29 protein-coding genes are annotated in these 25,670 nt (G+C 67.7%); 12 read left to right on the top strand and 17 right to left on the bottom strand.

The annotated features are described in order from the left end of the window. Positions 1-40: 40 nt before the first annotated feature. A complete protein-coding gene (locus ACW5IY_RS16080) occupies positions 41-541 on the bottom strand; it encodes a M48 metallopeptidase family protein (RefSeq protein ID WP_010482861.1) in 501 nt (166 codons plus the stop codon). Positions 542-603: 62 nt separating this feature from the next. Here ACW5IY_RS16080 and ACW5IY_RS16075 point away from each other — a divergent pair, with 62 nt between their 5' ends. Both ACW5IY_RS16075 and ACW5IY_RS16070 read left to right on the top strand, forming a co-directional pair. Continuing rightward, on the top strand, positions 604-1,161 hold the full coding sequence (locus tag ACW5IY_RS16075) for a DUF2058 domain-containing protein (RefSeq protein WP_019338831.1): 558 nt from the start codon (positions 604-606) through the stop codon (positions 1,159-1,161). 159 nt (positions 1,162-1,320) lie between these two features. Continuing rightward, positions 1,321-1,587, top strand: a complete 267-nt coding sequence (locus ACW5IY_RS16070; protein ID WP_010482865.1) for a DksA/TraR family C4-type zinc finger protein — start codon at positions 1,321-1,323, stop codon at positions 1,585-1,587. A 513-nt stretch (positions 1,588-2,100) separates the two neighbouring features. Here the strand turns inward: ACW5IY_RS16070 and ACW5IY_RS16065 are convergent. Both ACW5IY_RS16065 and ACW5IY_RS16060 read right to left on the bottom strand, forming a co-directional pair. Continuing rightward, the gene (locus ACW5IY_RS16065) at positions 2,101-2,694 is read right to left on the bottom strand and encodes a mechanosensitive ion channel family protein (RefSeq protein WP_010482867.1); all 594 of its coding nucleotides are present in this window, start codon (positions 2,692-2,694) and stop codon (positions 2,101-2,103) included. 34 nt (positions 2,695-2,728) lie between these two features. After that, on the bottom strand, positions 2,729-2,908 hold the full coding sequence (locus tag ACW5IY_RS16060) for a hypothetical protein (RefSeq protein ID WP_010482869.1): 180 nt from the start codon (positions 2,906-2,908) through the stop codon (positions 2,729-2,731). Positions 2,909-3,034: 126 nt separating this feature from the next. On the opposite strand from ACW5IY_RS16060, the gene ACW5IY_RS16055 reads away from it, so the two are divergent. Genes ACW5IY_RS16055 through ACW5IY_RS16045 form a run of 3 tightly spaced genes read left to right on the top strand, consistent with a single transcriptional unit; the run spans position 3,035 to position 5,035 of the window. Then, positions 3,035-3,613: an RNA polymerase sigma factor gene (locus ACW5IY_RS16055; protein ID WP_010482872.1), complete on the top strand. Its 579-nt coding sequence runs from the start codon at positions 3,035-3,037 to the stop codon at positions 3,611-3,613. Further along, entirely contained in the window at positions 3,610-4,143 is a 534-nt protein-coding gene (locus tag ACW5IY_RS16050) for a hypothetical protein (RefSeq protein ID WP_049434164.1), read from the top strand. The genes ACW5IY_RS16055 and ACW5IY_RS16050 overlap by 4 nt, the downstream gene beginning before the upstream one ends. A gap of 10 nt (positions 4,144-4,153) precedes the next feature. Further along, the gene (locus tag ACW5IY_RS16045) at positions 4,154-5,035 is read left to right on the top strand and encodes a DUF4097 family beta strand repeat-containing protein (RefSeq protein WP_049434163.1); all 882 of its coding nucleotides are present in this window, start codon (positions 4,154-4,156) and stop codon (positions 5,033-5,035) included. A 49-nt stretch (positions 5,036-5,084) separates the two neighbouring features. On the opposite strand, the gene ACW5IY_RS16040 is transcribed toward ACW5IY_RS16045, so the two are convergent. From ACW5IY_RS16040 to ACW5IY_RS16030, 3 genes are all read right to left on the bottom strand, one after another. Further along, positions 5,085-5,267 carry a hypothetical protein gene (locus ACW5IY_RS16040; RefSeq protein WP_005410566.1) on the bottom strand — a complete coding sequence of 61 codons (183 nt, stop codon included), beginning with the start codon at positions 5,265-5,267 and terminating at the stop codon, positions 5,085-5,087. 11 nt (positions 5,268-5,278) lie between these two features. Beyond that, positions 5,279-5,530, bottom strand: coding sequence for a YkgJ family cysteine cluster protein (locus ACW5IY_RS16035; RefSeq protein ID WP_457326794.1), 252 nt, complete (start codon positions 5,528-5,530; stop codon positions 5,279-5,281). A gap of 271 nt (positions 5,531-5,801) precedes the next feature. After that, positions 5,802-7,163: an Hsp70 family protein gene (locus ACW5IY_RS16030; protein ID WP_049434161.1), complete on the bottom strand. Its 1,362-nt coding sequence runs from the start codon at positions 7,161-7,163 to the stop codon at positions 5,802-5,804. Positions 7,164-7,344: 181 nt separating this feature from the next. Between ACW5IY_RS16030 and ACW5IY_RS16025 the strand changes: the two genes are divergently transcribed. Continuing rightward, the gene (locus tag ACW5IY_RS16025; protein ID WP_019337002.1) at positions 7,345-7,680 is read left to right on the top strand and encodes a zinc ribbon domain-containing protein YjdM; all 336 of its coding nucleotides are present in this window, start codon (positions 7,345-7,347) and stop codon (positions 7,678-7,680) included. 6 nt (positions 7,681-7,686) lie between these two features. On the opposite strand, the gene ACW5IY_RS16020 is transcribed toward ACW5IY_RS16025, so the two are convergent. Then, on the bottom strand, positions 7,687-8,841 hold the full coding sequence (locus ACW5IY_RS16020) for a tetratricopeptide repeat protein (protein WP_049434158.1): 1,155 nt from the start codon (positions 8,839-8,841) through the stop codon (positions 7,687-7,689). Positions 8,842-9,069: 228 nt separating this feature from the next. Here ACW5IY_RS16020 and ACW5IY_RS16015 point away from each other — a divergent pair, with 228 nt between their 5' ends. From ACW5IY_RS16015 to ACW5IY_RS16000, 4 genes are all read left to right on the top strand, one after another. Continuing rightward, a complete protein-coding gene (locus ACW5IY_RS16015) occupies positions 9,070-9,672 on the top strand; it encodes an HD domain-containing protein (RefSeq protein WP_049434156.1) in 603 nt (200 codons plus the stop codon). A gap of 50 nt (positions 9,673-9,722) precedes the next feature. Further along, positions 9,723-9,896 carry an oxidoreductase-like domain-containing protein gene (locus ACW5IY_RS16010; RefSeq protein WP_049434165.1) on the top strand — a complete coding sequence of 58 codons (174 nt, stop codon included), beginning with the start codon at positions 9,723-9,725 and terminating at the stop codon, positions 9,894-9,896. Further along, positions 9,893-10,510: a DUF998 domain-containing protein gene (locus ACW5IY_RS16005; protein ID WP_049434154.1), complete on the top strand. Its 618-nt coding sequence runs from the start codon at positions 9,893-9,895 to the stop codon at positions 10,508-10,510. Before ACW5IY_RS16010 ends, ACW5IY_RS16005 begins: the two co-directional genes overlap by 4 nt. Positions 10,511-10,588: 78 nt before the next feature. Further along, on the top strand, positions 10,589-11,935 hold the full coding sequence (locus tag ACW5IY_RS16000) for a virulence factor family protein (RefSeq protein ID WP_053091868.1): 1,347 nt from the start codon (positions 10,589-10,591) through the stop codon (positions 11,933-11,935). Positions 11,936-12,016: 81 nt separating this feature from the next. On the opposite strand, the gene mprF is transcribed toward ACW5IY_RS16000, so the two are convergent. Further along, entirely contained in the window at positions 12,017-14,581 is a 2,565-nt protein-coding gene (mprF, locus tag ACW5IY_RS15995) for a bifunctional lysylphosphatidylglycerol flippase/synthetase MprF (RefSeq protein ID WP_049434149.1), read from the bottom strand. A 192-nt stretch (positions 14,582-14,773) separates the two neighbouring features. Between mprF and ACW5IY_RS15990 the strand changes: the two genes are divergently transcribed. Then, positions 14,774-15,121 (top strand): RidA family protein, encoded by a 348-nt coding sequence (locus tag ACW5IY_RS15990; protein ID WP_005410556.1) that lies wholly within the window; start codon positions 14,774-14,776, stop codon positions 15,119-15,121. 51 nt (positions 15,122-15,172) lie between these two features. On the opposite strand, the gene rnfB is transcribed toward ACW5IY_RS15990, so the two are convergent. From rnfB to ACW5IY_RS15945, 9 genes are all read right to left on the bottom strand, one after another. Next, entirely contained in the window at positions 15,173-15,586 is a 414-nt protein-coding gene (gene rnfB, locus ACW5IY_RS15985) for an Rnf electron transport complex subunit RnfB (protein WP_053091869.1), read from the bottom strand. A gap of 25 nt (positions 15,587-15,611) precedes the next feature. Beyond that, complete coding sequence (locus tag ACW5IY_RS15980) at positions 15,612-16,202, bottom strand: HAD family hydrolase (protein ID WP_010482899.1); 591 nt, start codon at positions 16,200-16,202, stop codon at positions 15,612-15,614. A gap of 76 nt (positions 16,203-16,278) precedes the next feature. After that, complete coding sequence (metG, locus tag ACW5IY_RS15975; protein WP_049434147.1) at positions 16,279-18,360, bottom strand: methionine--tRNA ligase; 2,082 nt, start codon at positions 18,358-18,360, stop codon at positions 16,279-16,281. A 101-nt stretch (positions 18,361-18,461) separates the two neighbouring features. Further along, complete coding sequence (locus tag ACW5IY_RS15970) at positions 18,462-18,905, bottom strand: DUF2147 domain-containing protein (protein ID WP_049426799.1); 444 nt, start codon at positions 18,903-18,905, stop codon at positions 18,462-18,464. 363 nt (positions 18,906-19,268) lie between these two features. Next, entirely contained in the window at positions 19,269-19,673 is a 405-nt protein-coding gene (gene gloA2, locus ACW5IY_RS15965; RefSeq protein WP_010482918.1) for an SMU1112c/YaeR family gloxylase I-like metalloprotein, read from the bottom strand. Beyond that, positions 19,670-20,740, bottom strand: coding sequence for a serine hydrolase domain-containing protein (locus ACW5IY_RS15960; protein WP_049486912.1), 1,071 nt, complete (start codon positions 20,738-20,740; stop codon positions 19,670-19,672). Before ACW5IY_RS15960 ends, gloA2 begins: the two co-directional genes overlap by 4 nt. A 16-nt stretch (positions 20,741-20,756) precedes the next feature. Continuing rightward, positions 20,757-22,697: a DUF885 domain-containing protein gene (locus ACW5IY_RS15955; RefSeq protein ID WP_049486913.1), complete on the bottom strand. Its 1,941-nt coding sequence runs from the start codon at positions 22,695-22,697 to the stop codon at positions 20,757-20,759. 95 nt (positions 22,698-22,792) lie between these two features. Continuing rightward, positions 22,793-23,578 carry a queuosine precursor transporter gene (locus tag ACW5IY_RS15950; RefSeq protein WP_049437362.1) on the bottom strand — a complete coding sequence of 262 codons (786 nt, stop codon included), beginning with the start codon at positions 23,576-23,578 and terminating at the stop codon, positions 22,793-22,795. Further along, positions 23,575-24,270, bottom strand: coding sequence for a DUF502 domain-containing protein (locus ACW5IY_RS15945; protein ID WP_005414135.1), 696 nt, complete (start codon positions 24,268-24,270; stop codon positions 23,575-23,577). Before ACW5IY_RS15945 ends, ACW5IY_RS15950 begins: the two co-directional genes overlap by 4 nt. A gap of 76 nt (positions 24,271-24,346) precedes the next feature. Here ACW5IY_RS15945 and ACW5IY_RS15940 point away from each other — a divergent pair, with 76 nt between their 5' ends. After that, positions 24,347-25,663 (top strand): hypothetical protein, encoded by a 1,317-nt coding sequence (locus tag ACW5IY_RS15940; protein ID WP_049437360.1) that lies wholly within the window; start codon positions 24,347-24,349, stop codon positions 25,661-25,663. Positions 25,664-25,670: the final 7 nt, after the last annotated feature.

The raw sequence follows: 25,670 nt of genomic DNA, 5'->3' as shown, positions 1-25,670 counted from the left end.
AGGTCAGGCAGGGGGCGCGCAGTGTAGCTGCTGCGGCCGGTCAGCGCTGGCCGCGGTTGGCCAGCTCGGTCAGGTACAGCCGGGTATCGAACTCCAGCTGCAGGTAATCCGGCTCCATGTGCTGGCACAGCTGGTAGAAGGCCTTGTTGTGGTCGGCCTCCTTCAGGTGGGCCAGTTCGTGCACCACGATCATGCGCAGGAACGCGGCCGGTGCCTGGCGGAACACGGTAGCGATGCGGATCTCGCGGCTGGCCTTGAGGCGGCCGCCGTGGACGCGGGAGATGGCGGTATGGGTGCCCAGCGCGTGCTTGATCACTTCCAGCGTGTTGTCGTAGCAGACCTTGTTGAGCGGCACCGACTTGCGCAGGTAGCGGTCCTTCAGGTCCTGGGTGTAGTCGTACAGCTGGCGGTCGCTGCGCACTTCGTGCGGGTCGGGGTAGCGCTGCTGCAGCCAGGGGCCGAGTTTGCCCTGTGCCAGCAGGTCGCTGACCTGGGCGACCAGGGGTTCGGGATAGCCGGTGAGGTACTTCAGGACTGCCATGCAGGGGCGGCGGGGCGTCGGTAGAATGGAGCATCCAAGATTACACGCGGTACGCATCGACCATGGCAAAGCCCAACGCGCTGCAGGAACAATTGCTCAAGGCCGGCCTGGCCAAGAAGTCGCAGGCCAGCGCCGCCGCGAGCGCGCAGGCCAAGGCCCGGCAGGGCAAGGCCGAATCGACCTCGGCCGACGTCCAGCGCGAGGCTGAACGGGCCCGCGCCGAGAAGGTCGAGCGCGACCGCGCACTGGCCGCCGAGCGCAATGCCCAGGCCCGTCAGGCTGAACAGAAGGCGCAGGCGAAGCAGATCATCACGGCCCATGCCGTGCCCCACAAGGGCGACGACGAGTACCGTTTCAGCGATGGCGCGGCGATCCGCACCCTGCTGATCGACCCCAAGCTGCGCAAGGCGCTGTCGGTCGGCGTGCTGGTCATTGTCGCCAATGGCGAGGGCTACGCCCTGCTGCCACGTGCTGCTGCCGAGAAGGTGCGTGAGCGCGCCCCGGAGGCGATCATTGTCGACCATGGCCAGCCGGGCTCGACCGCCGAGATCTCCACGGGCAACGCCGAAGATGATGCCTACTACGCGCAGTTCCAGGTACCCGACGACCTGGTCTGGTAAGCAAAAAGGGGACGGAGGAGATTAAGTCGCAATCGGCTTGATGCGGCCCGTCTGCCTTCTGCTCAGCTTGCTGAAGGCCCGCCGGTCATGGCCCGGCGCTACCGTTTACTGCGCGGTGTATCGTCCCCATATCAGGCGACACACCTGCGGAGGATGGCCATGGCCACCGGTTGGGCGGGAGACGGCGCGGTCCAGGACCAGATCGACGCCACCGTCGACGATGCGATTGCCCGCGCGCGGCGCCAGCTGCGCGAGGGCCCGGGTCTGGAACACTGTGAGGAATGCGACGCGCCGATCCCGTTGGCGCGGCGCCAGGCCGTGCCTGGTGTACGTCTGTGCGTGGCGTGCCAGCAGGCGCATGACGACGAAGAACAGGCGCATGCCGGCTACAACCGGCGTGGCAGCAAGGACAGCCAGCTGAGGTAAAGGGGTGTTTTATTGCAGGGCTGCGCCCTGCACCTGCAGAAGCCAGAGCCAGAGCAACGTCAAAAGCCTGCATTCCGTGGGATGGCGGGGCGGTGTGGGTGGTCAGGACACGCCGTAAACCCATCCATGGGGGCTCGATGGCGCCATCCATGGCGCCAACGGTCCTGCCCACCCACACCGCCCTGCCTCTGACAGATTCCGTGCGCTGTTGGCGGGTGCCGACCGTTAGTCGGCACATCTGTCAGATATCGAATGAATTCATTCGTGCCGACCAACGGTCGGCACCCACCAAAGCAGAACGCCGTTCCGACAGCTCGCGGAAAACTGTCGAAGGCGGGGTGGGTCCGGTTGAGGGGGCGTGAGCCGCATGGATGCGGCGACCGAGCTTACATGGACGTACTTGCAGCGTCCCCCTCAACCGGACCCAGCCCGCCAACCCACGGAATGCCCGCCTTTGACGTTGACGTTGCTTCGGCAGGTGCAGGGCGCAGCCCTGCAAAGAAAAACCTACCCTCAGCCATCGCCCTGGATGCCGCCGGGTGCCTGCGCCGGATCACGCCAGCGGCGCACCGTGCGCTGGAAGAACAGATTGTTCGGCAGCTGCAGCACCGTGCCCTCGTGGCCGTCGCCGGTCTCCTGCAGTGTGGTGTAGATCAGGTTCACGTCGATCACCCGGCCCTTCAGGCCTGGCTTCTCGCCGTTCTCCAGCACCTCGATGTAGTCGTGCAGGCGGAACGGGCGGGTGGTGAAGATCAGCAGCGTGCAGAAGATGTTGGACAGCACGCTCCACGCCGCGAAGAAGGCCACCGCGCCCACGGCTGCGAAGCCGGTGAAGGCGGTCCACAGCACCGACGGCTTCGCGCCGAGCAGGCTGAGGATGTACAGCAGGGCACTGAAATAGACCACGAAGCTGGTGATCCGGCGTGCACCCATCACCATTTCGGGCGGCAGCGTGTAGTGCTCGGCGAAGCGGCGGATCAGGCGACGGGCGAGCACGCGCAGGAGCCACGCAACCAGCAGCACCAGTACGATCTGCACGGCGACGCCGGCGTAGTTCAGCCACGGGTGAGTCCAGGCGGGCAGGTGATCCTTCAGCGACAACATCATGGGGCGACTACGGAGGGGGAAACGGCCCCCGATGTTACCCGGCGCGTGCGGGGGATTCGACCGCCGGGGTCCAGGCCAGGCAGACCAGCTCCTGGCGGTGCTGCTGCAGGCAGGCGCGGCCATTGTCGGGACGCAGCTGCAGTGACAGGCCCATCGCCTGCAACAGTAAGCAGGCGGTGATCACCAGCAGGGCGGCGCAGGATGGGCTGGACATGGCAGGACTCCTGGACGGCAATTTCGCGAAGGACCTTCCATGGATGAAGCAGCCATCAAAAAGGTTGCATGGCATCGATCATGGATGGGCTCTAAACCTTTTTCCGGGTCGCCGCATCCAAGCGATATGCTCGACACCACCATGCCCGCGCTGCCTGCCGCCAACGACGCCGTCGACGAACCCGCCCTGGTGCGGGCGGCTGCCGCCGGAGACACCGCGGCCTATGAACTGCTGTACCGGCGCCACGCGCCCCGGGTATTCGCTGTGCTGTGGCGGCTGTGTGGCGGCCAGCAGGCACGCGCCGAGGACGCGCTGCAGGAAGCGTTCCTGCAGGCATGGAAGGCGCTGCCGGGCTTCCGTTTCGAGAGCAGCCTGTCGACCTGGCTGCACCGGCTGGGCGTCAACGCCGCGCTGATGGAACTGCGCGGGCGTGCCGGCGGGCAGGACCATGACAGCCTCGACGAAGTGGACGGAGGGTTGCAGGAACTGGCGGTACATGACCGCTGTGCCGGCACCGAACGCGACCTCGAACGGGCGCTGTCGACGCTGCCGCCACGGGCACGTGCGGTACTGGTACTGCACGACATCGAAGGCTGGAAACACCAGGAAATCGCCGAACAGCTGCAGATGGCCGTCGGCAGTTCCAAGGCACAGTTGCATCGTGCGCGCGGCCTGTTGCGCGCACGGCTGGGAGACATGACATGAATACACACGACCACGATTCCGACCACGATCTACTGGCACGGCTACGCGCGCTGCCAAGCGAGCGCGACGTACCTACCGATGGCTGGGCACGCCTTTCGGCCCAGTTGCCGCCGCGTGGGCCGCAGGCGGCACCTGCACCGGGCGACAACGTGGTGGCCCTGCCGATCCGTTCGCGTCGGCGTTGGTGGTTGCCGGTGGGTGCGGCGTTGGCGGCCAGCCTGGCGGTCTACGCCGTGGCGCCGTGGCGCCATGCGCAGCCGGAGGTACCGGTACCTTCAGCACTGCAGCTGCAGGCGGCGGCGATGACCGAGCAGTACCAGCAGGCCGTTGCTTCGCTGCCCGATGGACGGGCGCCGGAATGGCAGCCGGCCCTGCATGAACTGGATGAAAGCGCGGCGCAGATCCGTGCCGCCCTGGCGCAGGACCCGCGTGCGCCGCACCTGCTTGGCCAGCTCAAGCGCACCTATGCGCTGCGGCTGGAACTGACCCGGCAGGCGGCCTATGCCGCCGAGTCCGGCTTGACGACCTGAGGAGACCCCCATGACCCGAACCCTGATTTCCTGCTGTGTCGCCCTGCTGCTGGCCCCTGCCATAGCGCTGGCCGACACCCGCATCGACGAGCGCCACACCCTGGCCGCGGGCGGTCGCATCGAGCTGAGCAACGTGGCCGGCAAGGTGACCGTGCGTGGCTGGGGCCGCAATGACGTGCAGCTCACCGGCACGCTCAGCGACGGCCTGCAGCTGCGCCAGGAGAAAAGTGCCAACCGTGTGCGCTGGGAGATCGAATATCCGCGCCGCAGCAACAACGGCGGTGCAACTCTGGTGCTGAATGTGCCGCGCTCGGTGGAGCTGCTGCTGAGCACGGTCAGCGCCAGCCAGGACATCAGTGGCATCGATGTGCGACGGCTGCAGGCCGACACGGTCAGCGGCAGCCTGAGCGCAGCTGGCCGCAGTGGCGACAGCAAGCTCAACACGGTCAGTGGCAGCGTCAGTGCACGCCTGCAGACGCCCAAGCTGGACGTGAACACGGTCAGTGGCCGGATCGAGGCCGGCGGCGGGGTATCCGGTGATATCGGTGCGCAGACGGTGTCCGGCCGGGTCGAGGTGGACGCCGGGCGCGTGCAGCGGCTGGCGGTGGAGACCGTCTCGGGCAGCATCGATCTGGCAGCAGCCGGATTGGCGCCCGGTGGCCGCATCAATGTGGAATCGGTCAGTGCCTCGGTCACGCTGAGCCTGCCGCGCACGGTGTCGGCACAGCTGTCGGTGAACAGCTTCAGCGGGTCGATCAACAGCGATGCCGGGCAGGTGGAGCGGCCGCGCTATGGGCCGGGCAGCCACCTCGATACGCGGCTGGGCGGCGGCGACGGTGACATCCGCATCCAGTCGCATTCGGGCAGTGTGCGGGTACGCCTGGACCGCTGAGCGCGATCCGGCAGGCCGCGGCGGCAGCGCCGCCGCGGTCAGTGCTGGGTCAGCTGGCTTTCTTCAGCGCCCAGGTGGTGCCGAGGACTTCGATCTTGCCACCGGCCTTGCGGAACGCTGCCAGGTCCGAAGCGATCGAATCGCTGCTGACCACGGTGCTGGCGGCCGCGCCCTTGCGTTCGCTGCGGATGCTGTTGCTGGCCTTCGCGGGGGTCTTTGCCTTGCGGGGCATGGTTGCTCCTGTCAGGTGGAAGGGGAGGAAAGCGCCCAGGCATCGGCCCGGCGCAGGTAGTCCTGCCGCTCGCGGCGGCAGTCATCGCCGCCCATCGAAAACTGGCGGCAGATCGCCGGGCGCTGCGAATAGATCGTGCAGCGCAGGTGATAGGGATCGATCGCCGCGCACCAGCCTTCCTCGTTGCGCGCCATCACGGCACGGCCGTGGGTGTCGCGTGACAGGAACTGGCCAGGTACGTGGTCGCCGGGCTGCAGCAGCACGGGCAGCCGGCAACAGACCGCGTCACAACGGCGGCAGTCGATGGGTGCAGGTGCTGCGTCAGGTTGTAAGGCCACAGGGGCCTGGCGGGTGCCCAAAGCGGGTCTCGATGGCGGCTCAGGTGCAGCGCGGACCATGAACGAGCCAGGAAGGCATGGCCGCTAGGCCCGCGGGGCGGGCCAGGCTGCACCGTGGACACACACCGGCGTGGCCGGTGGAAGGTGCAGCGGAGTTCTAGCCGACCAAGAGTAACTTAGACCGCGTAACGTTTTGTTAATCCTGGCTGGCTGCCGCCAAGGCCAGGCCCTGGACCACGCCCAGCGAGGGCTCGCCGTGGACCATGCGGGCGCCTGGGAAGGCCTCGGCCACGGCCTGGCGCAGGTAACCGGCGCGGGACATGCCGCCGGTCAGGAACACCGCATCCGGGTCGCCCCCGATGTCGCTGCGGACCTGCGCCAGCAGTTCCCGGATCTGCTCCAGGTAGCCATGGGCGGCGGCGGCCAGGCCATCGGCGCTGCTGTCGGCATGCAGGTCGCGGGCGATGTAGTCCAGCGTGCTGCGGTGCTCGCTGGCGGCGCTGAGGGCGATCTTGGCGCGTTCGACGTCGCGGTACAGCCGCGCGGTGTTGCCGGTGTCCTGCAGCGCCTGCAGGCGGTCGCCCCACGGTGCGTCCACGTGGTCGTACTTGTGCAGGCGGAACTCGCGCTGGCGGGTCATGTCCTGCACGGTGGCCGCTTCCACGTAGTGGTGGGCGGGCACGCGGGTGATGCCGCGGCCGAACAGCGGCATGTAGCTGGACAGGCTCAGCGCCAGGTCGATGTCGGTACCGCCGCGGGCGATACCCCAGGCGCGGTGGATGCGCGGGGCATCGTCGCCGCCGACTTCGGCATGCGCGATGTCGGTGGTACCGCCACCGATGTCGACGATCACCGCCTGGTGCCGCTCGCGGCTTTCGGCGTGGTAATGCATGGCCGCCGCGGCCGGTTCCTCGAGGAAATCGATCTGGTCGAAGCCGGCCTGGGTGGCGGCCTCGCGCAGGATGTCCAGCGCCTGGTCGTTGCCGGCCGCGCCGATCGAGCTGCGGAACTGCACCGGGCGGCCGAGCAGGGCGGCACGCAGCGGCTGGCCGAGCTGGACGCTGGCGGTCAGGCGGATGTGCTCGAGGATGTGCGCGGCGATGCCGGTGATGGTCTGCTTCGCGCGCGGGTGCAGGTTGTAGCCCAGCATCGACTTCGGGCTCTGCACCAGGTTGCCTTCGTGTTCCTCGAAATAGGCTTCCAGCGCGTCATCGCCGTAGACCGCGTTCTGCAGCAGGTCGCTGGCGCTGCGTTCCTTGCCGGCGCGGGCTTCCATCCATTCCCGGCGCAGTGCGCGCAGGGCTTCGCGGCGCAGTGCCTGTGGCGTGCGTTCCTGGCCGGCGGCACGGGCTGCGCGCGCGGCGCTGTCGATCATCTGCTGCAGCTGGTGTTCCTGGCCGTCATCGAGCTGGAAGTCGTCCGGGTCGGGCACCACGCCGGGGAAATACACGCTGGTGCGGAACTGCTCGGCATCGCCGAAGCGGATCGGCAGCAGTTTTCCCTCATGCACGATGGCGGCGGCGGAGTTGCTGGTACCGAAGTCGATGCCGAGGCGCATGGGGAGTTCCGGGGGCGATCAGGGGCCGCGCACTCTGCTGCAGTTCGCCGCCGACTGCAAGTTCCAGCGGGCGTGCTGTTCTGGTCCGGGTCCAGTGGGCAGCCGGAGCCTGCCCGGAAAAGGGCCGGGGAAGCCAGCCGGTTACAATGGCGGCTGTTGATTCACTTTGAGGTACTTGCTGATGTCTTCTGCCCCCGCCTGCCCGCAGTGCACCCTGGAAAACACCTACGCCGATGGTGCGCTGTGGATCTGCGCCGACTGCGGTTTCGAATGGACCGCCGAGGAAAGCGCCGGGTCCGCCCTGGTCGTGCGTGACAGCAACGGCAATACCCTGCAGGCCGGCGACACCGTCACCGTGATCAAGGACCTGAAGGTCAAGGGCTCCTCGATCCCGCTCAAGCAGGGCACCGTGATCCGCAACATCCGCCTGGTCGAGGATGATGCCGAGCACATCGAAGGCAACTCGGACAAGATCAAGGGCCTGGTCCTGAAGACCTGCTTCCTCAAGAAGGCCTGACCGCCTTCAGCGCCTGGCCTGCTGCTGCGCGCGCCAGCGGGCCAGGCTGTCCAGCTTGGCCTGGTAGCGCGCCTGCTCCGGCGCGCCCCCCAGTTCCTGTGCACGCAGCAGTTCGCGATCGGCGCGCTTGAGCTGGCCAGCCAGGAAATAGACCCGCGCCAGCCCGAAGTGGAACTGATGCGCGGTGTCATACAGGCGCACGGCCTGCCGGTAATAGCGGATCGCCTGGTCCAGCTGACCGGCCCGTTCGGCCTTGGCGCCTAACATGTACTGCGCGAACGGGTCTTCGCGCTGCACCGACTTCAACCGGCGCTCAAGTGACTGCGCCTGCGCGGTCAAGCCCAGGCTGCGGAACAGCGCGGAGGCATTGGTCAGTGCGGCATCCTGGCGGCCGTCCAGCTGCAGCGATCGATCCAGCGCCTGCCGCGCCGCCTCGTTGTTGCCTTCGCGGTGGTCGAGCACGCCGAGGTTGTTCCACACCGGAGCGAATCCGCTGTCCTGAGCCAGGGACGCGTCGAAGAATGCACGGGCGCCGCCGAAGTCCCCGTCGGCGAGGCGCTCCGCACCCCGGTTGTTGTAGAAATGCGCCAATGCCCGCGCACGGCTGACGGGAACCGGCCCGCGGCGGTCATAGAGCACATTGCGATCCAGGTCGACGGTACCGAAGCGGCCGCCGACATCGACGCCGGCGTTGACGTGACCAACGCTGTAGACCACGCCCGCGTCCTGGTCCTGGTACCAGGACACCACCTGCCCCACTTCCTGCACGCGGGCCTGGATGCCCGCCTCCCGCGCAAGCGTCACGAACAGCAGGGTGAAGGCCAGGCAGTTGGCGCGGCGGTGCTGCCAGATATCGCTGACGGTGTAGGTCGCATTGGCGTCGTACTGCAGGTCCAGCCCGTGCTGGTCGAAGATCATCTCCACGAGCGCCTGCAGGCGCTGGTCGCGGGAGTAGCTGCGCTGGATCACCTGCTTCTGGAGCATCGCACGCAGGTCCGCGGGAATGGCGAACACTTCTTCCGGGGTCGGCACGCGTGCGGCCGACACGGTGATGGTCGGGGTCGTCACCACATCGGCGGGCGGTGCCTGACCTGCGCCGAAGGCAGGAGCACAGAAGGCCAGCAGCGAAAGGGTGAGGCAATGGGCGGCAGAACGGTACATGACGGTTCCCGGCAGCGGCGGGCGCTCCCGCCTGTGGCGAGTGTATTCCCATGGATGTCCAGCTGCAGCGACCGTTGGTCGGCGCCGCGTTCATCCACAACCGATGTGGACCAGCGCGCGACAAAGCTGTGGACAACTGGCTCCGGGCCTCGCCTGGCAAGCGTTGTGAGTGCGTGGTGAAAAAACCGCCAGCTTGCCCGGCGCCGGCACAGGCGGGATGATCCGGGCATGGACTTCTCACCGCTGACGCTTGCCCCGGCGCAGTGGCAGGCGCTGCAGGACAGCTATGCCACGCCGCCACGCGCCTACCACCACTTCGGCCATGTGCGCGCGGTGCTGCAGCACTGCCAGGAGGTGGCCGATGGCCCCGGCTGGAAGCAGCCGGCCGAGATCTATCTGGCCGTGCTCTATCACGACGCGATCTACCAGGCGGGGCGCAAGGACAACGAGGCGCGTTCGGCGCAGCTGGCCCTGCAGGCGATCGCACAGGCGCCGGAGCTTGCCGGTGTCGACGCTGCTCGCGTGGAGCAGTTGATCCTGCTGACCGCCCGCCATGGCGCGCTGGGTCCGGAGGATGTGGATGCCGAGGCGGCGCTGTTCCTGGACTGCGACATGGCGATCCTGGCTGCACCGGAGCCGGTGTTCGCCGCCTATGACCGTGGCGTGGCCGAAGAATACAAGGGCGTGGTGCCCGGCTTCCTGTACCGTGCCGGCCGCCGCCGATTCCTGCAGGGCCTGCTGCGCGCACCGCGGATTTTCCTCAGTGAGTTCTTCCATCAGCGCCTGGACGCGGCCGCGCGTGACAACCTGCGTCGCCAACTGGGTGGTTGAGCTGGCCCGTTACACTGGTGGCCTGTTTCCAATGATTGTTGTTTCCGACCGTGTCCGTTCCTGATCCCGATCCCCGCCCGCTGCCACCGGAAGAGCCCGGTCCCAACGAATGCTGCGGCAGTGGCTGCCCGCTGTGCGTGCTGGACCTGTATTCCGATGAGCTGCAGCACTACCGCAAGGCACTGGCCGAGTGGAAGGCGCGGCATCCCGAGGCCGCACCATGAGCCGTGCGCGCCCGGCGGCGGTGCTGGCACTGGTGGCGCTGCTGCTGTTCGTGGCCACCGCGCTGTGGACCCAGGTCGCGCGCAGTGATCTGGACTGGGTGCGGGCGACCTTGAGCCTGTACCTGCACGGGCCGTGGGGGCTTGCATTGCGTGCTGCCTACTGCCTGCTGGCGCTGGCCATTGCCGCACTTGGCATTGCGCTGTATCGCGGCAGCATCGGCCCGCGGCGCAGTGCGGCCGCCCCCTTGCTGTTCACGGCTTCCGCGCTGGGCCTGGCGACGGTGGCGATCGGCGACAGCTGGCTGCCTGAAGCGACGCCGCTGCTGGCACCGTTCATCCATGGACTGGCAGCCAACACGGCGTTCCTGTGTGCCAGCGTCGGCATGCTGCTGCAGGCCTGGTACCTGCGCCGCGAACCGGGTTGGCAGTCCGCCGCGGGCCTGCTCTGGGGCTGGGCATGGCTGGCCTTCGTGCTGTTGTGGCTGCATGTGCTGTGGCGTGGTGGACCACCGCGTGGGCTGGGACAGAAAGTGGTGATCGCGGTGATCGTTGGCTGGCTGCTGTATCTGGCGATGGCCCTGTACCGTCGCAGCCGCCAGGCCGCGGCCCACTGAATCCCCAACGGCCTGCGCCGGTACGTGCCGTGCACGCGGCGGCGGCGTATCGTGTGCGCATTCCATCGGGGATGCGATATGAAGCGTGCAGGGCTGGGCAGGGCAATGGGTGTGGTACTGGCGCTGGCCGCGCTGCCGGCGACGGCGGCAGTGACCCCGCAGCAGTTCAGCCATGGGCGGTTCGAGCAGATTCCGGTGCACATGCCGGCCGGCACGCCGCAACGGGTGGTGATCTGGTTCCATGAACCCACGGCTGGCGGTGACACCAGCCGCCTGCCGATCGAGGCCCTGCGTGCCGATGGCGCGCTGGTCGCGGCAGTGGACATTGCGCACCTGCGCGGTGTGCTCAAGCGCGAGGGGGACCCGACCTGTTCGTTCGGTTCCGGTGACGTCGAGAATTTCTCACGCTGGTTGCAGGCCTCGCTGCATCTGCCCGGCTACCACCTGCCGCTGGTCGGCGGTGATGGCGAAGGTGCCGAGATGGCCTATTCGCTCGCGGCGCAGGCCGATACCCAGGTGTTCGCCGGTGTACTCACCACCGGCTTCTGCCCGGACCACAACCACCAGCGCATGGTCTGCGGCGATGGTGTGAAGCACAACAGGCTGCAGCCGGCCGAACTGAATTTTCCGTGGTTGAGTGCGGCCGGTGACCACGGCTGCAAGGTGGGGGAGGCCAGCCAGTTCGTGCAGCAGGTCGCCATGGCGCGCGAGTTCAAGCGTACTGCGCGCGGTGATGCGTCACCGGGCCTGGTGGCTGCGGCACGGGTGATCGGCGCGCAGGCCGGCGTCAGCCTGGCACCCCCGCCTGCTGCACTGAAGGGCCTGCCGGTGGTGGAAATGCCGGCGACCGGCAACGGCGATACGCTGGCGGTGTTCGTCTCCGGCGACGGTGGCTGGGCTGGCCTGGACAAGAACGTGGCGTCGTCACTCAACGAGCATGGCGTGGCGGTAGTCGGCATCGATTCGCTGCGCTACTTCTGGAGCGAGCGCACACCGAAGGGCTTTGCGGGCGACCTGCAGAAGATCATCGACCACTACCGCCAGCAGTGGCACCGAGACAAGGTGATGCTGATTGGTTTCTCGCAGGGCGCCGACGTGCTGCCGGCCACGATCAACCAGCTCGACGCCGGTACCCGCGAGGCGCTGGAGCGCATCGTGCTGCTGTCGGTGGGCAGGAAGGCCGACTTCGAATTCCATGTCAGCAACTGGCTGGGCGGTGGCGGCGACGGCCTGCCGATCGCGCCGGAAGTGGCCAGGCTGCCGGCGGAGAAAACGCTGTGCGTGTACGGCGACAAGGATGAGGACGCACTGTGCCCGGACCTGCCGGCCAATGATGGCGTGAGAAAGGTGAAGCTGCCGGGCGATCACCATTTCGGGGGTGACTACGATCGCCTGGCTGAAGTGATCCTCAAGGGCGGCATGTAAACCGGAGCGCGTGCGAACCAACGGTTCGCACCCACCAGAACGAGCCGGGTAGCGTCGAGCCATGCCCGACGCATCGCGGCTTCAATTCCGCCGCGGATCCAGCGAGATCAGGCGCGTGGCATCCAGCAGCGCGGCCGGCAGATGCATGCCGCCGGGCGCCGCCAGATAGCGCGGCCGCCACTGCGGATCGAACTTCGACTTGAAGCGGCGCAGGCCACTGAAGCCATAGAAGCGTTCGCCATGCCGCGCCAGCAGGCCGGCCAGGCGGTTCCAGCGACCGGCCAGCCGATGCTGGGCCAGACCGGACAACGGCGCCATGCCCAGCGAGAAACGCGCATAACCCTGCGCGCGGCCCCACAGGAACAGTTCGATGAAGAGGAAGTCCATCGTGCCCTTCGGCGCCTCGTTGACGTGGCGCATCAGGTCGACCGACAGCTCGGCACCGGCCGGTGCCTGCCACAGGTTGGCGAACGCCACGATCTGGCCTTCGGCCTCCACCAGCGCCACCGGGAAGCGCACCAGGTAATCGGGGTCGTAGCTGCCCAGTGAGAAGCCCTTCTCATCGCCGGCCTTGTCTTCCAGCCATGCATTGGAAATTGCGTGCAGGCGCGGCAGCAGGCTGGGAATTTCCTCCACCGGTGCCACGCGGAAGGACAGGCCGCCGCGCTTGCCCCGGTTCCAGGCCTGGCGCAGATCGGCGCGTTCGCGACCTTCCAGCCCGAAATCATGCAGCGGCACCATCGCTTCCTCGCCCAGCTTGACCAGGCCCAGGCCCAGGTCGAGGTAGGTCTGCCAGTAGGTCTCGCCCACCTGGTAGAACACCGGGCGCAGGCCGAGCCGGTCGGCTTCCTCTCGGAAGCGCCAGATCAGCGCGCGCGCGACCTCGGGCGGGCCGACCGGATCGCCCATCGCGATCAGCGATCCGCCGTAGCGCTGCATCATCACGAAGCCCTGTTTCGCATCATCGCGCAGCACCGCCTTGTCGGCGGTCAGTACCAGGCAGGCCTGGGTATCGGTGGCGCCGGCCAATACCGGTGCCAGTGATTGCAGCGTGGCTTCGTCGGCGGCCGGCAGCGGGCTGCGGGTGCTGTGCAGCAGCCGCGCCAGGCCGAACATCACCAGCGCGATGGCTACCACCAGCAATGCACGCAGTGCGCGCGGTGCGTTGCCCGACACCGCGAACTGCCACCACAGCTCGTTCTGGTATTCGACATGGCTGTAGGTGAAGAACAGCAGCCAGGTGACCGCGACCAGCACCAGGCCGAGGTTGCGCAGCCACGGCCACGACCAGGCTTCGTCCAGCAGCGCACCCTGGCGGTAGAACTCGCGACGTGCAGCCCACAGTGCCATCGCCACCAGCACTGCCGAGACGGCGATCAACAGTTGGCCACCCCGCAGCCACAGCGGCAACGGGGTGATCACGCACACCGCCATTGCCAGCATCCACGCGGCGTGGCTGCGCCGGGCCAGGCCCTGGCCGATCAGCAGCAGGGCGACGCCGCTGAGGCTGCCGATCAGGTGCGAGGTTTCCAGGATCGGCAGCGATGCGTTGACCAGGTGACGGCGTGGCGTCGGCAGCGTGCCGTCGATGACCAGCGCGGCGCCGATGCTGAACACCGCCAGTGCGATGATCTGCGGCAGCCACGGGCGCAGCGCGTTCCAGCCGGCACGGGTTGCCCCGGCGCTGGCCTGCAGCGGCTGACGCAGGGCGGGCGCAAGGGCGAGCAGGGTGGCCAGCACCAGCGGCAGCACGTAGTAGGTGACGCGGTAGATCAGCGCTGCCGCCAGCACCGCTGCCGGTGCCACCTGCGGCAACAGCTTCAGCAGGCTCCACTCGAACACACCCAGGCCTGCGGGCACGGTGGAGACCAGGCCGGCCAGCACTGCCACCAGGTAGAGGCCGACGAAGCCCGGCAGGCCGGTCGGCGTGGAGTCCGGCAGCAGCACGTAGAACGCGGCACTGGCCAGCACCAGCTCGATGACGCTGAGTACGGTGACACCGATCATGGTGCGGCGGTCGGGCAGCCACAAGGCGTGACCGAACACGCTGAACTGCCGTCCATCGCGGCCGACCAGCAGCACGGTGCCGAGATAGGCGAGCAGGGCGACGATGCCGACGATGCGCACGGCATCGGGATTCAAGGGCAATGCCAACGCTGCCGCCGCCGGTTCCATGCACAGGGCCACGCTGATCAACAGCCATGCACCGAATACGAAACCGAGCGTGCTCATCAGCACCACCTGGCCAATCTGCGCCAGGTCCAGGCCGGCGCTGCGGTAGCCGCGCAGGCGCACCGCGCCACCGGTCAACGCGGCAAAGCCCACGGTCTGGCCCAGCGTGTGCGCAAGGAAAGCGGTGATGCCGACGCGCGCGGGGTGCACGCGGATGCCGCTGCGACGCAGGCCGATGGCATCGAAGCCGATCAGGCAGGCGTAACTGGCCAGGCCGAGTACCACGGTGAGCGCGATCTGCGTGCCGCTGAGCTGCCGGAACGCCTGGCGGATCGCACGATAGCCGTGCTCGTCGAACTCATTGGCCAGGCCGTGCAGGGCCAGGGCGAGGATCAGCAGCGGGATGACGATGGTGGCAACCCGCTTCCAGGTTGGCGTGGAAGGGGCAGTGGTGGAATCGACGGGGGCGGTCATCGGCGCAAGGGTGCGGCAGGAGGGGCGAGGGCGGTGTCAACGCGGGCGTGGCGCATCGTGCGCCTGTCATCGTCATTTGACCAGTGGGACCGTCGGAGCCCGGTAGTGACGTGTCGCGGAGGGTACCCGTGCACCCACCGTCGACCGGTTTGGAGGACAATGCAGGCCTGATCAACCGCAGGAGCCACGCCCATGATGGAGCGTTACGACGTCGGACCGCGCATGTCCGAAATGACCGTATACAACAAGGTCGCCTACCTCTCCGGCCAGATTCCGGAAGACACCAGCCAGGACATCACCGGCCAGACCCGGCAGGTGCTGGCGGAGATCGACAAGCTGCTGGCGCTGGTCGCCAGTGACCGCCAGCACGTGCTGCGCGCCGAAGTGTTCCTGGCCGACATGGCCGACTTCGACGGCATGAACAAGGCGTGGGACGAGTGGGTGGTTGAAGGCGCGACTCCGGCACGTGCCACAGTCGAGGCCAAGCTGGCCCACGCTGACTGGAAGGTCGAGATTGTGGTGACGGCGGCAGTACCGTAACGATTGAATGGGGTCAGATCCTTTTCGCTCAGGAAAGGGGATCTGACCCCGTTACAGCGGCACCAGCTCGATGCAGTCCACCGGGCATGGCGGGATGCACAGCTCGCAGCCGGTGCACAGATCGGCGATTACCGTGTGCATGTACTTGGCGCCGCCGACGATGGCGTCCACCGGGCAGGCCTGGATGCACTTGGTACAGCCGATGCAGTCGGCTTCCACGATCAACGCCACCTGCGGCGCCTTGTGCTCGCCGCGCGATCGATCGAAGGGAATGGCAGGTACTCCGAGCACCTGCGCCAGTGCGCGCGCACCGGTATCTCCGCCCGGCGGGCAGTGGTCCACGCCTGCTTCGCCGCGAGCCATGGCCTGCGCGTACGGGCGGCAGCCGTCGTAGCCGCATTGCCCGCATTGGGTCTGCGGCAGCAGGCGGTCTAGGCGTTCGGTCAGGGGCGGGATCAGGCTCATGCGTGGCGAAGGCTGCGCGTTGGGGTCATTTCAGGGGTTTGCCACGGAACCAGCGCTCGTGGGCCAGCGCCAGCATCGGCTTGTCTTCGGAACTGTCACCGTAGGCATGGATGCGCACGTAGCGCGACAGGTCGAACTGGCGACGGATGTGCTCGACCTTGCGCGGGCCACAGTCGCCACCGGCATAACGGCCTGTGAGGCGGCCGTCCTGGCTTTCCAGCCGGTTGCAGATCAACTGCAGGCCCAGCTGTTCGCACCATGGCCGCAGGTACAGGTCCAGCGAGCCGGACACGATCACCACGGTGTGCTGCTGTTCCTTGTGCCAGCGGATCTGCTCCAGCATTTCCGGGCGCACCACGTCGGGCAGGAACTCACGCGAGAAGCCGGCGGCCAGCGTGGCGATGTCATCGCTGTGGCGGTCGCTGAAGGTCAAACGGGTGACGCGCGCGCGGATGCGCTCGGCCGAGATCAGTTTCAGCTTGTACGCGGCCAGCCATGGACCAATCTTCCACCACGCCTGTGCCAGCTGTTCGGCGGTGGCCACGCGGCGCAGGAAACGGCCGTAGGTATCGCAGGTAGTCACGGTGTGGTCGAAGTCGAACAGCGCCAGTTCCATTCCGTTGCCTCCCATCGCGTTGCCCCGTGGCCGGTGCTGCCGGCGGGCGTGGCCGCAACCACGCCCGCTGCGGGCATCAGCGGACCGGCATGCCCGGCTGTGCGCCGCTGTCGGCGTCCAGCAGCGCCAGTGCGCCGCCGTCGAAACCGGCCGACAGGATCATGCCTTCGCTCAGGCCGAAGCGCATCTTGCGCGGGGCCAGGTTGGCGATGAACACCACGCTGCGGCCAACCAGCGTTTCCGGCTCGCCGTAGCTGCCGCGGATGCCGGAGAAGATCTGGCGCTTGCCCAGCTCGCCGGCGTCCAGTTCGAAGCGCAGCAGCTTGTCCGAACCTTCCACGAACTCGCAGACCAGCACCTTGCCGATGCGCAGGTCGAGCTTGGCGAAATCGTCGATGCCGATGTAGGCCGGGGCGTCGGCGCTCTTTGCATCGTCCTTGGCCGGGGCCGAGGCGGCCGGCTTGACCGCTTCGGTCTTGGCGGCGGGGGCGGCGGCAGCGGCCGGCTGCAGGGTGTCCTTGGAGGCGTCGATCATGGCGTCAATCTTCTTCGGGTCGATACGGGTGAACAGCGGGGTGTAGTCGGTGATGCGGTGGCCCAGCAGCGGCTGCGCCAGCTCGGTCCAGTCGTTGACCGGCGCGGCCAGGAAGGCCTCGGCCTGCGCGGCGGTGGCCGGCAGCACCGGCTTCAATGCGGTGACCAGCACGCGGAACAGGTTCAGGCCCTGGCTGCACACGGCCTGCAGCTGCGCGTCGGCGCCTTCCTGCTTGGCGATGACCCACGGCTTGACGTCGTCGATGTAGCGGTTGGCTTCGTCGGCCAGGGTCATGGTCAGGCGGATCGCCGCGGCTGGGTCGTTGCGCTCGTAGGCCTCACGGATTGGCGCCAGGCCGTCGACGAAGCGCTGGTACTGCGCGGCATCAGGCAGCTGCGCGGCCAGCTGGCCGTCGAAGCGCTTGCTGATGAAGCCGGCGCAGCGGCTGGCCAGGTTGACGAACTTGCCGACCAGGTCGGCGTTGACGCGGGCGATGAAGTCACCCAGGTTCAGGTCGAGATCGTCGACGCCACCGCCGGACTTGGCGGCGTAGTAGTAGCGCAGCGCTTCCGGCTCGAGGCCGGCGTCGACGAAGGTGCGGGCCATCACGAAGGTGCCGCGCGACTTGCTCATCTTGGCGCCGTCCACGGTCAGGTAGCCGTTGACGTGCAGGCGGGTCGGCGCGCGGTGGCCGGTACCGTGCAGCACCGCCGGCCAGAACAGGCCGTGGAAGTTGACGATGTCCTTGCCGATGAAGTGGTGCAGCTCGGTGCTGGTACCGGCGCGCAGGTGCGCTTCGAAGTCTTCGCCGAGCTTGCCGCACAGGGTCTGGAAGCTGGACAGGTAGCCGATCGGCGCGTCCAGCCAGACGTAGAAGTACTTGCCCGGCTGGCCGGGAATCTGGAAACCGAAATACGGTGCATCGCGCGAGATGTCCCACGCGCGCAGGCCACCTTCGGCATTGAGCCACTCACCGAGCTTGGCCTTCACGCCCGGCAGGGCGACGTCGCCGGCCAGCCATTCGCGCAGGAACGCGTCGAAGTGGCCCACCTCGAAGAAGAAGTGCTCCGAATCGCGCATTTCCGGCGTGGCACCGGAGATCACCGAACGCGGTTCCTTCAGGTCGGTCGGCGCATAGGTCGCGCCACAGACTTCGCAGTTGTCGCCGTACTGGTCGGGGCTGCCGCAGTTCGGGCAGATGCCCTTGACGTAGCGGTCGGGCAGGAACATGCCCTTGGCAGGGTCGTAGAACTGCGCCACCGAACGGCGGCTGATGTGGCCGGCCGCTTCCAGCTTCAGGTAGAACTGCTCGGTCAGCGCCTTGTTGGCCGCCGAATTGGTCGAGTCGTAGTGGTCGAAGGCCACGCCGAAGGCGGCGAAGTCACGTTCGTGGCTGGCCTGGATGTTGGCGATGAAGGTTTCCGGGGTGACCCCGGCCTTCTCCGCGGCCAGCATGATCGGCGTGCCGTGGGTGTCGTCGGCGCAGACGAACCAGGCCTTGCCGCCGCTCATTCGCCGTGCACGCACCCAGATGTCGGCCTGGATGTAGCCGACCAGGTGGCCCAGGTGCAGCGGGCCGTTGGCGTAGGGCAGGGCGGTGGTGACGAGCGCGGTACGGGTCATGGTCGCGGGGTGAAGCCGAGGGGAACCGCAGAGTATCGCATGCCCGCAACGAGGTGACCCGGCCGGGGCCGGGTCACGGGGGTGAAGCGGGGGCGGAGCGCTTACTCGCGCTGCCAGGTCTGCGCGCGGCAGATGAAGGCGATGCAGCCGGACACGTCAAGCCTGGTGCCGCCGGGCTGCAGTTCCATCTTCGACTTGTAGGTCTTGCCATTGGCCGGATCGAGGATGGTGCCGCCGGACCACTTGTTGGCGCCGTCGGCCTTGAGGTTCCAGAGGATGGTCATGCCCTTCACGGGCTTGTTCTTGTTGGCGCCTTCACAGCCGTCGCAGACCGGGTTCGGGCCCTTGTCCGAGTGCAGGATGTCGACCACCTTGCCGGTCAGCGTGCCGTTGGCGGCCTGGGTGATCTCGACGATCGACTTCACCTTGCCGGTCTTGTCGTCGATGGTCTTCCAGCGGCCGGCGGCGCCATCGGCGGCCTGCGCCGAGAGCGCGGCCAGGCACAGCGGCAGTGCCAGCAGCAGGGTCTTGAAGGTCTTGCGCATGGTCCCCTCCCAGGGTTCATTCCGGCACGGTGCCGGTACGGGTCGACTGTATACCCATTCGGCGGGGTATGGGGAAGGGGGGCGTTGCAGGGCTGCGCCCTGCACCTGCAGAGGCAACGGCAACAGCAACGGCGGGATTCCGTGGGATGGCGGGGCGGGCCCGTTTGCGGGGGGCGCTGCAAGTACGTCCCTGTAAGCTCGGTCGCCGCATCCATGCGGCTCACGCCCCCGCAAACGGACCCGCCCCGCCTTCGACAGAGTCCTGCGATCTGCCGGAATGGAACGGCCTGCTCTTGGTGGGTGTCGACCTTGGTCGACACGTAGATCCATGCCATGCATGGATGAATCTCGATTGAAAAACGCTCAACCGACTTCGTACAGCTCCAGCGGCAGGCCATCCGGGTCGGCGAAAAAGGTGAAACGGCGGCCGGTGTACTCGTCCACGCGGATCGGTTCGCAGGCGACGCCATGCGCGGCCAGGCGCTGGATGAAGGGTTCCAGTGCAGCCACCCGGAACGCGAGGTGGCGCAGGCCCTGGGCTTCGGGGCGGCTGGGGCGCGGTGGTGGTGAGGGGAAGGAGAACAGTTCCAGCTGGCCGCCGTCGGGCAGGGCCAGGTCCAGCTTCCAGGAGTCGCGCGCGGCGCGATGGTTCTCGGCCAGCACGCGTAGGCCGAGGATGCGCACGTAGAAGTCCTTCGAGCGTGCGTAGTCGCTGCAGATCAGCGCAGCGTGGTGGATGCCCAGCAGGGCGTCGGAACCGGGGGTCATTGCAGGGTGTCCAGCCAGCGCTGGGCGATCTTCTGCGCCAGCGGATAGGGTTCGGGATCGTTGCGGTTGGTCAACACGATCACGGTCAGATGCTTTTCCGGGTGGCGCACTATCACGTTGCGGAAGCCGATGCTCTCGCCGCTGTGCCATTGCACCTGGCCGTTCAGGCGCCAGCCGAAACCGTAATGCGGCACGTCCGGTTCCGATGTGGTCGTGGCCGGGCTGAACATCGCCCGGCGCGAGGCCTTCGACAGCAGGCGGTCGTCGTACAGCGACGCATCCCAGCGGGCCAGGTCGTCCAGCGAGGAATAGATGCCGCCATCACCGAGCACGGCGCTGGTGGTGCTCTGGTCGGTGCGCTGCCAGCGGCCATCGATCCGGCTGTAGCCATAGGCGCGTGCGGCGACCGTGTCCACGCCGTCCTGGTGGGCCACGGTATGCGCCATGCCCAGTGGGCGGAAGATGCGCTGCTGCAGGAACGTGGCGAAATCCTGGCCGGAAGCACGGCCGACGATCAGTGCCAACAGCGCGTAGCCGCTGTTGCTGTAGCGGTACTGCGTGCCGGGTGCGAAATTCAGGCGGTCCTCGTGCGACAGGAGGGTCAGCACGTCGGCGTCGTGCACCTGCCGAGTGTCAGCCGGATTCATCAGGTCTTCGTAGTCGAGCAGGCCGCTGGTATGCGACAGGAGCTGGCGCAGGGTGATGGCCGCCGCTGCCGGCGGCAGCTCGGGCAGCCACTGGCGGGCGGGCTGCTCCAGCCCGAGCCGGCCGTCTTCCACCAGCAGCAGCACTGCCGCAGCGGTGAACTGCTTGCTGACCGAGGCCAGCCGGAAGTTGCTGGCCGCGGTGACCGCAGTACCGTCTTCCACTACCGCCAGGCCGTAGCCGCGGCGGAATACCGGTTGCCCGTCGTGCAGTACCAGTACCGCAGCGCCGGGTACCTGACCGTCGTAGGCCTGCATCAGGCCGTCGACGCCCGCATCTGGTGGGGTCAGCACCGGTGCGGCGGAGCCCGCCACTGGCAGCAGGCCCAGCACGACGGCGAGCAGGGCGACGGCAGGGCGCATGGCGGCTCCGGAAGGGTCAGGGTGAAGGGGCAGGTGTGGTGCTGGCGGGCTGCGCCATCCAGCGTTCCATCTTGCGGTCCAGCACGTCCAGCGGCATCGAGCCGTCCTTCAGCAGTTCGGCGTGGAAGCGGCGCAGGTCAAAGGCGGCGCCCTGGCGTGCCTTGGCCTTGTCGCGCAGGGCGACAATGGTGGTCAGGCCGGCCACGTTGGACAGCGCCTGGCCGGGCTGGGCCATGATCCGCTCGACTTCGGCGTTGGCGTCGTCACTGCTCATGTCCACGGTCTTCTGCAGGTAGGCCACGGCCTGCTGCTTGCTCCAGCCCTGAGCGTTCACGCCGGTGTCGGCCACCACGCGGGCAGCGCGCAGCAGGCGCGAATACAGGTAGCCGATGCGATCGTAGGGATCGGTGTAGATGCCGAGGTTCTCACCCAGCGTTTCGGCATACAGGCCCCAGCCTTCGACGAAGGCGAGGTCGCCACCGAGGCGGCGGAAGCGCGGCAGCTTGGCCAGCTCCTGCTGCAGGCCCAGCTGCACATGGTGGCCGGGGATTGCTTCATGCAGGTACTGCACCGGCACGTTCCAGCGCTTGCGGCTGGGCAGGTCGCGGGTGTTTACGTACAGCACGCCCGGTTGCCCGGCCGCAGACGGCTGGTAGGCCGCTGCTGCAGCGGTCAGCGCACGCTCCGGTTCCACTGCGCGCACGTCCAGCGTGGACTTGGGCAGGGTATCGAGCACCTGCGGCAGGCGTGCGTTGACCTGCTGCTGCACCTGGCGGTAGCGGTTGATCAATGCGTTGGCGTCACCGTACTGGAACTGGCGATCGTTGCGCATGCTGCGCAACAGCTTGGACGGCGTGCCACGCAGCTTGGCATCCTTCATCACGGTGGCGATCTGCGCCTGCAGCTCCTGCACGCGCTGTTCGCCCAGTGCGTGCAGCTGCGCGGCGGTCTGGTCGCTGGCAGTGGTCTGCACGATCAGGTTGGCGTACCAGGCCTGGCCATCGGGCAGTGCGCCCAGGCCGCTGCTGGCGCGCGTGGCCGGCAGGTATTCGGTGGCGATGAAACCGCGCAGGGCGCGATAGGCTGGCATGATGCGCAGCTCGATCATGCGCTTGTACTCGGCGCTGATGCGCGCCTTGTCCTCGGCCGCGATGGTGTTGGGCATGGTGCGGATCGGCGACCAGAAGATGCTCTCTTCAGCAGTCGGCTTGATGACCGCATCCAGCTGCGGCAGCACCTTCTCCATCAGGTCGCGCGGCTGCACCACGCCGGCCTTCATGCCCTGGCGCATGTTGTCGATGGCCTGGTCGAACAGCTCGGGAATGCCCAGCGAGCGACGCGACCAGGTGTCGTAGTCCTGCACGGTGTTGAACGGCTGTGCGCCGGCGCCGGCGCCGAGGATCGCCATGATGCTGCCGACGTTGTAGTACTGGCTGATCGGCATCATCCAGCTCGGATAGCGTTCGGCGGCCAGCGAGGCGCGCGCATCGCGCACGAAGATCTCGTAGCTGAGCAGGTCCTGGCCCTGCAGGCCGTCGCTGCCGAGTTTCTCGACCTTGCCCAGCCACTCGGTGGTGAAGTCGTGCGATTGCTGGCGCCACGCGGCGGACAGGATGTTGGGCAGCTGGTCGTTGTAGCGGGCCTCGCCCTGGAAGGTTGCCTGCAGCGGATTCAACCGCATCGAGGCATCCCAGTATTCGTCGTACAGGCGCTCCAGCTGCACCTGCTTGGGCACGGCCCGGGCCGCTGCGACCGGACGCGGCGCGGCGCGGCGCGCCGAACTGCCACGGGCCGGCGCGGTGGCGCGGGCGGGCCGGGCCTTGGGCTTGGCGGCCTGGCGGGTCTGCGCGGCGGCAGGGCGGCTGGCCTTCTTTTTCGCTGCTTCGGCCGACGGTACGGCGCTGAACAGAAACAACGCGGCAATGGCGGCGGCCAGGACGCGGGGGGAATACGGCATCAAGAAGCTTCCGTGGAACACAGACCGTGGAGCTTGCACGATCTGCGCGCGTACGGCCAGCGTGAAGGCCCAGTCAGCGTTCCGCTGCTGGGGCTTCAGTCAGCCGCAGCTGCAGCCCGCAACGATGCGGCCCGCTCGGCACCCAGGTAGCGGGTGATGGCACGCCGCATCAGGTACAGCAACGGAATCAGTGCGATCGCAAAACCCATCTTGTAGATGTAGTTGACGCTGCTGACCGCCAGGAACAGCGAGGTCGGCCAGTGTTGCGGGCCCAGCACGAAGGCGATCCAGATCACCACGAAGCTGTCCACCACCTGCGAGATCGCGGTCGATCCGGTCGCACGCAGCCACACGTGGCGCTCACCGGTCGCCTGGCGGATGCGATGGAACACGGCCACGTCGATCAGCTGGCCGAGCAGGAAGGCCACCAGCGAACCGGCGATGGTCCACATGCCCTGGCCGAACACGGCTGCGAACGCGGCCTGGTAATCGGGCACGCCGTGGCCATCCATCGAAGTGACCCACCAGCTGGCCGGCGCCAGTGAAATGGCGGCGAAGGCGAACAGGAAGCCGTAGCCGATCAGCACCACCGCCAGCCACGAGATGAAGCGCACGCCGCGCTTGCCGAAGAACTCGTTGATGGTGTCGGTCATGATGAACACCACCGGCCAAAGCAGGGTGCCGGCGGTGAAGCTGAGCGAGCCGGTCTGGCCGAACAGGTTCCAGTTCAGCGGAGCGATGCCGAGGGTGTCTTCCAGCGCGAAGATCTTCACCCCGATCAGCTCGGCCAGCACCGCATTGCCGCAGAAGAACGCGGCCAGCACGATGAACAACAGGACCGCGCGGTCCTGCAGCGGGCGCTCGATCGGCGCCGGGGTCATTCGGTGCGTTCGCCGGTGCGTTCACCGGCGCGGGTGAACGGCACGCTGGACGGCGCCACGGCACCGCCGGAAATGATGAAGCTCATGGCCTGGTCGACGGTCCAGTCGGTCGGGGTCAGCAGTTCCACCGGCACGATTTCCAGGTAGCCCGAGGTCGGGTTCGGTGTGGTCGGCACGTACACCGCGGCCAGCTCACGGTCGGTGCCGTGTTCCTTGATCACGCGGGTGACCAGCCCGACCGATTTCATGTCGCGATGCGGGAAGTCGATCAGCACCACGCGCTGGGTGCTGCCCGGCTCGGTCTGCAGCATGTCCAGCAGCTTCTTGGCACTGTCGTAGATGATGCTGGCCAGGGGGATGCGCTTGATGACCGCGCCGACCCAGCGCAGCAGGCGCTGGCCAAGCACGCGGCGACTGGCCACGCCCACCGCCAGGATCACCAGCAGGGTGGCCAGCAGGGCGATGGTGTCCTGGATCCACTCGGCGCGGACCCAGCCCAGATAGTGCGGGAAGCTGGTTGCGATCTGTTCGGACAGCGGCACCACCAGCGGGCTGGAAATGCCCGACAGCAGCACGAACACGAACTTGACCACGACCCAGGTCAGCCAGATCGGCAGCAGGGTGAGCAGGCCGGTCAGGAACAGGCGCTGCAGGGAGGGGCGGGGGACCAGGGCGGGGGCTTCGAGCGACATGCGCGCATTGTAGCGGTCACTGCAGGTCGATTACGCTGGGAAATCGACTGCGGCAACGGCACATGGAAGGGAAGCTGTGTTGAAGATTCTGCGCGGACTGGGCTGGACCCTGGCAGGCCTGCTGGTGCTGGCCATCGTGGTGTGGTGCGCCTCGCGCATGTGGCCGGTACCCGAATCGCGGCTGCAGGCGCAGCAGCGACTGGAAGCACGCCTGCCGGCGACCGGGCACAACGGTTATGCCTTGTTGTGGACGCTGCCATTCGACGACCTGGATGCCCAGCAGCGCGAGCAGGCGCTGGCCGAGGATGTACGGCGCTGGGAGGCCGACCCACACGGTGGAGGCGGCGGCCGGACACACCTGGTGGCCAACCATGCCGAGCTGCACTCGCGGCCCGGTGCCAGTTGCGGGCCGGCCGCCAGCGGCTGCCTCGCCCAGGTCCGCGCGGACCCGCAACGCTTCGTGGAGGCCCACGCCGGCCACCAGCAGTTGCATGCGCGGCTGGATCAGCTGGCCGAAGCGGACTACTTCATGTCGCCGTTTCCGCCGAAGGGCGAGGGCATTCTGGTCCCGTTGCCGGCCTATGGCGTGGTGATGGACGCCACCAGTGCACGCGCGCTGGCGTACGTGCAGGGCGATATCGACGGTGCCCTGCGTGGCGCCTGCCGTGGCCTGCAGCTGGGCCGGCGGCTGGTGCCCGGCAGCAGTTATCTGGTCGAGAGCATCATCGGTGCCAGCCTGGTGCAGGCCAATGCCCAGCTGCTGGCCGACATGCTGGTCGAACTGCCTGCCGGCCATCCGTTGCCCGCGGTATGCGAACAGGCCATGCAGCCGCTGCGGGCCGAGGAACAGAGCCTGTGCCGTGCCATGCAAGGCGAGTATGCGATGAGCCGGGCGGCGATCGAGTCTTCGGCCCAGGAATTTGGCGGCGTCCTGGTACTGGATCGGAGCAGCACGTTGGCGCGCGCGGCCGGCAATCTTGGCTGGGCCTGTGGCGCAGCCGCGATGGCGGCGCTGGAGGCTGATCGGCCGCTGCCGGTACAGGCGCCGCCGCAGCGGGATTTCGGTTGCCTGTCCAATGTGATGGGATGCGTGCTGACCGAGATCGCCGCGCCGGTCTATCCCGCGTATTCGTCACGGTCCCAGGATGCGGCGGCAATGCTGCGCCTGCTGGGCGCACAGCGCTGGTTGCGGCAGCAGGCGGAAGATCCGGCTGAGGCGCTGCAGCGGTTGCCGGCGCAGTTCCGCTCGCCGGTGCGGTCGCCGCAGCTGTCGGCCGATGGCCGCCATCTGCAGGTGCCGCGTCGTTCGCCGCCGCGTGGCAACGCTGAGAGCCCGTGGTTGTCCGTACCGCTGGTGGCTGGCGCCGGCGCAACCGCCGCTGCCCGCGACTGAGCTGTGG

The organism is Stenotrophomonas sp. C-A (assembly GCF_054030835.1).
This window is presented reverse-complemented; position numbering and strand designations above follow the sequence as displayed.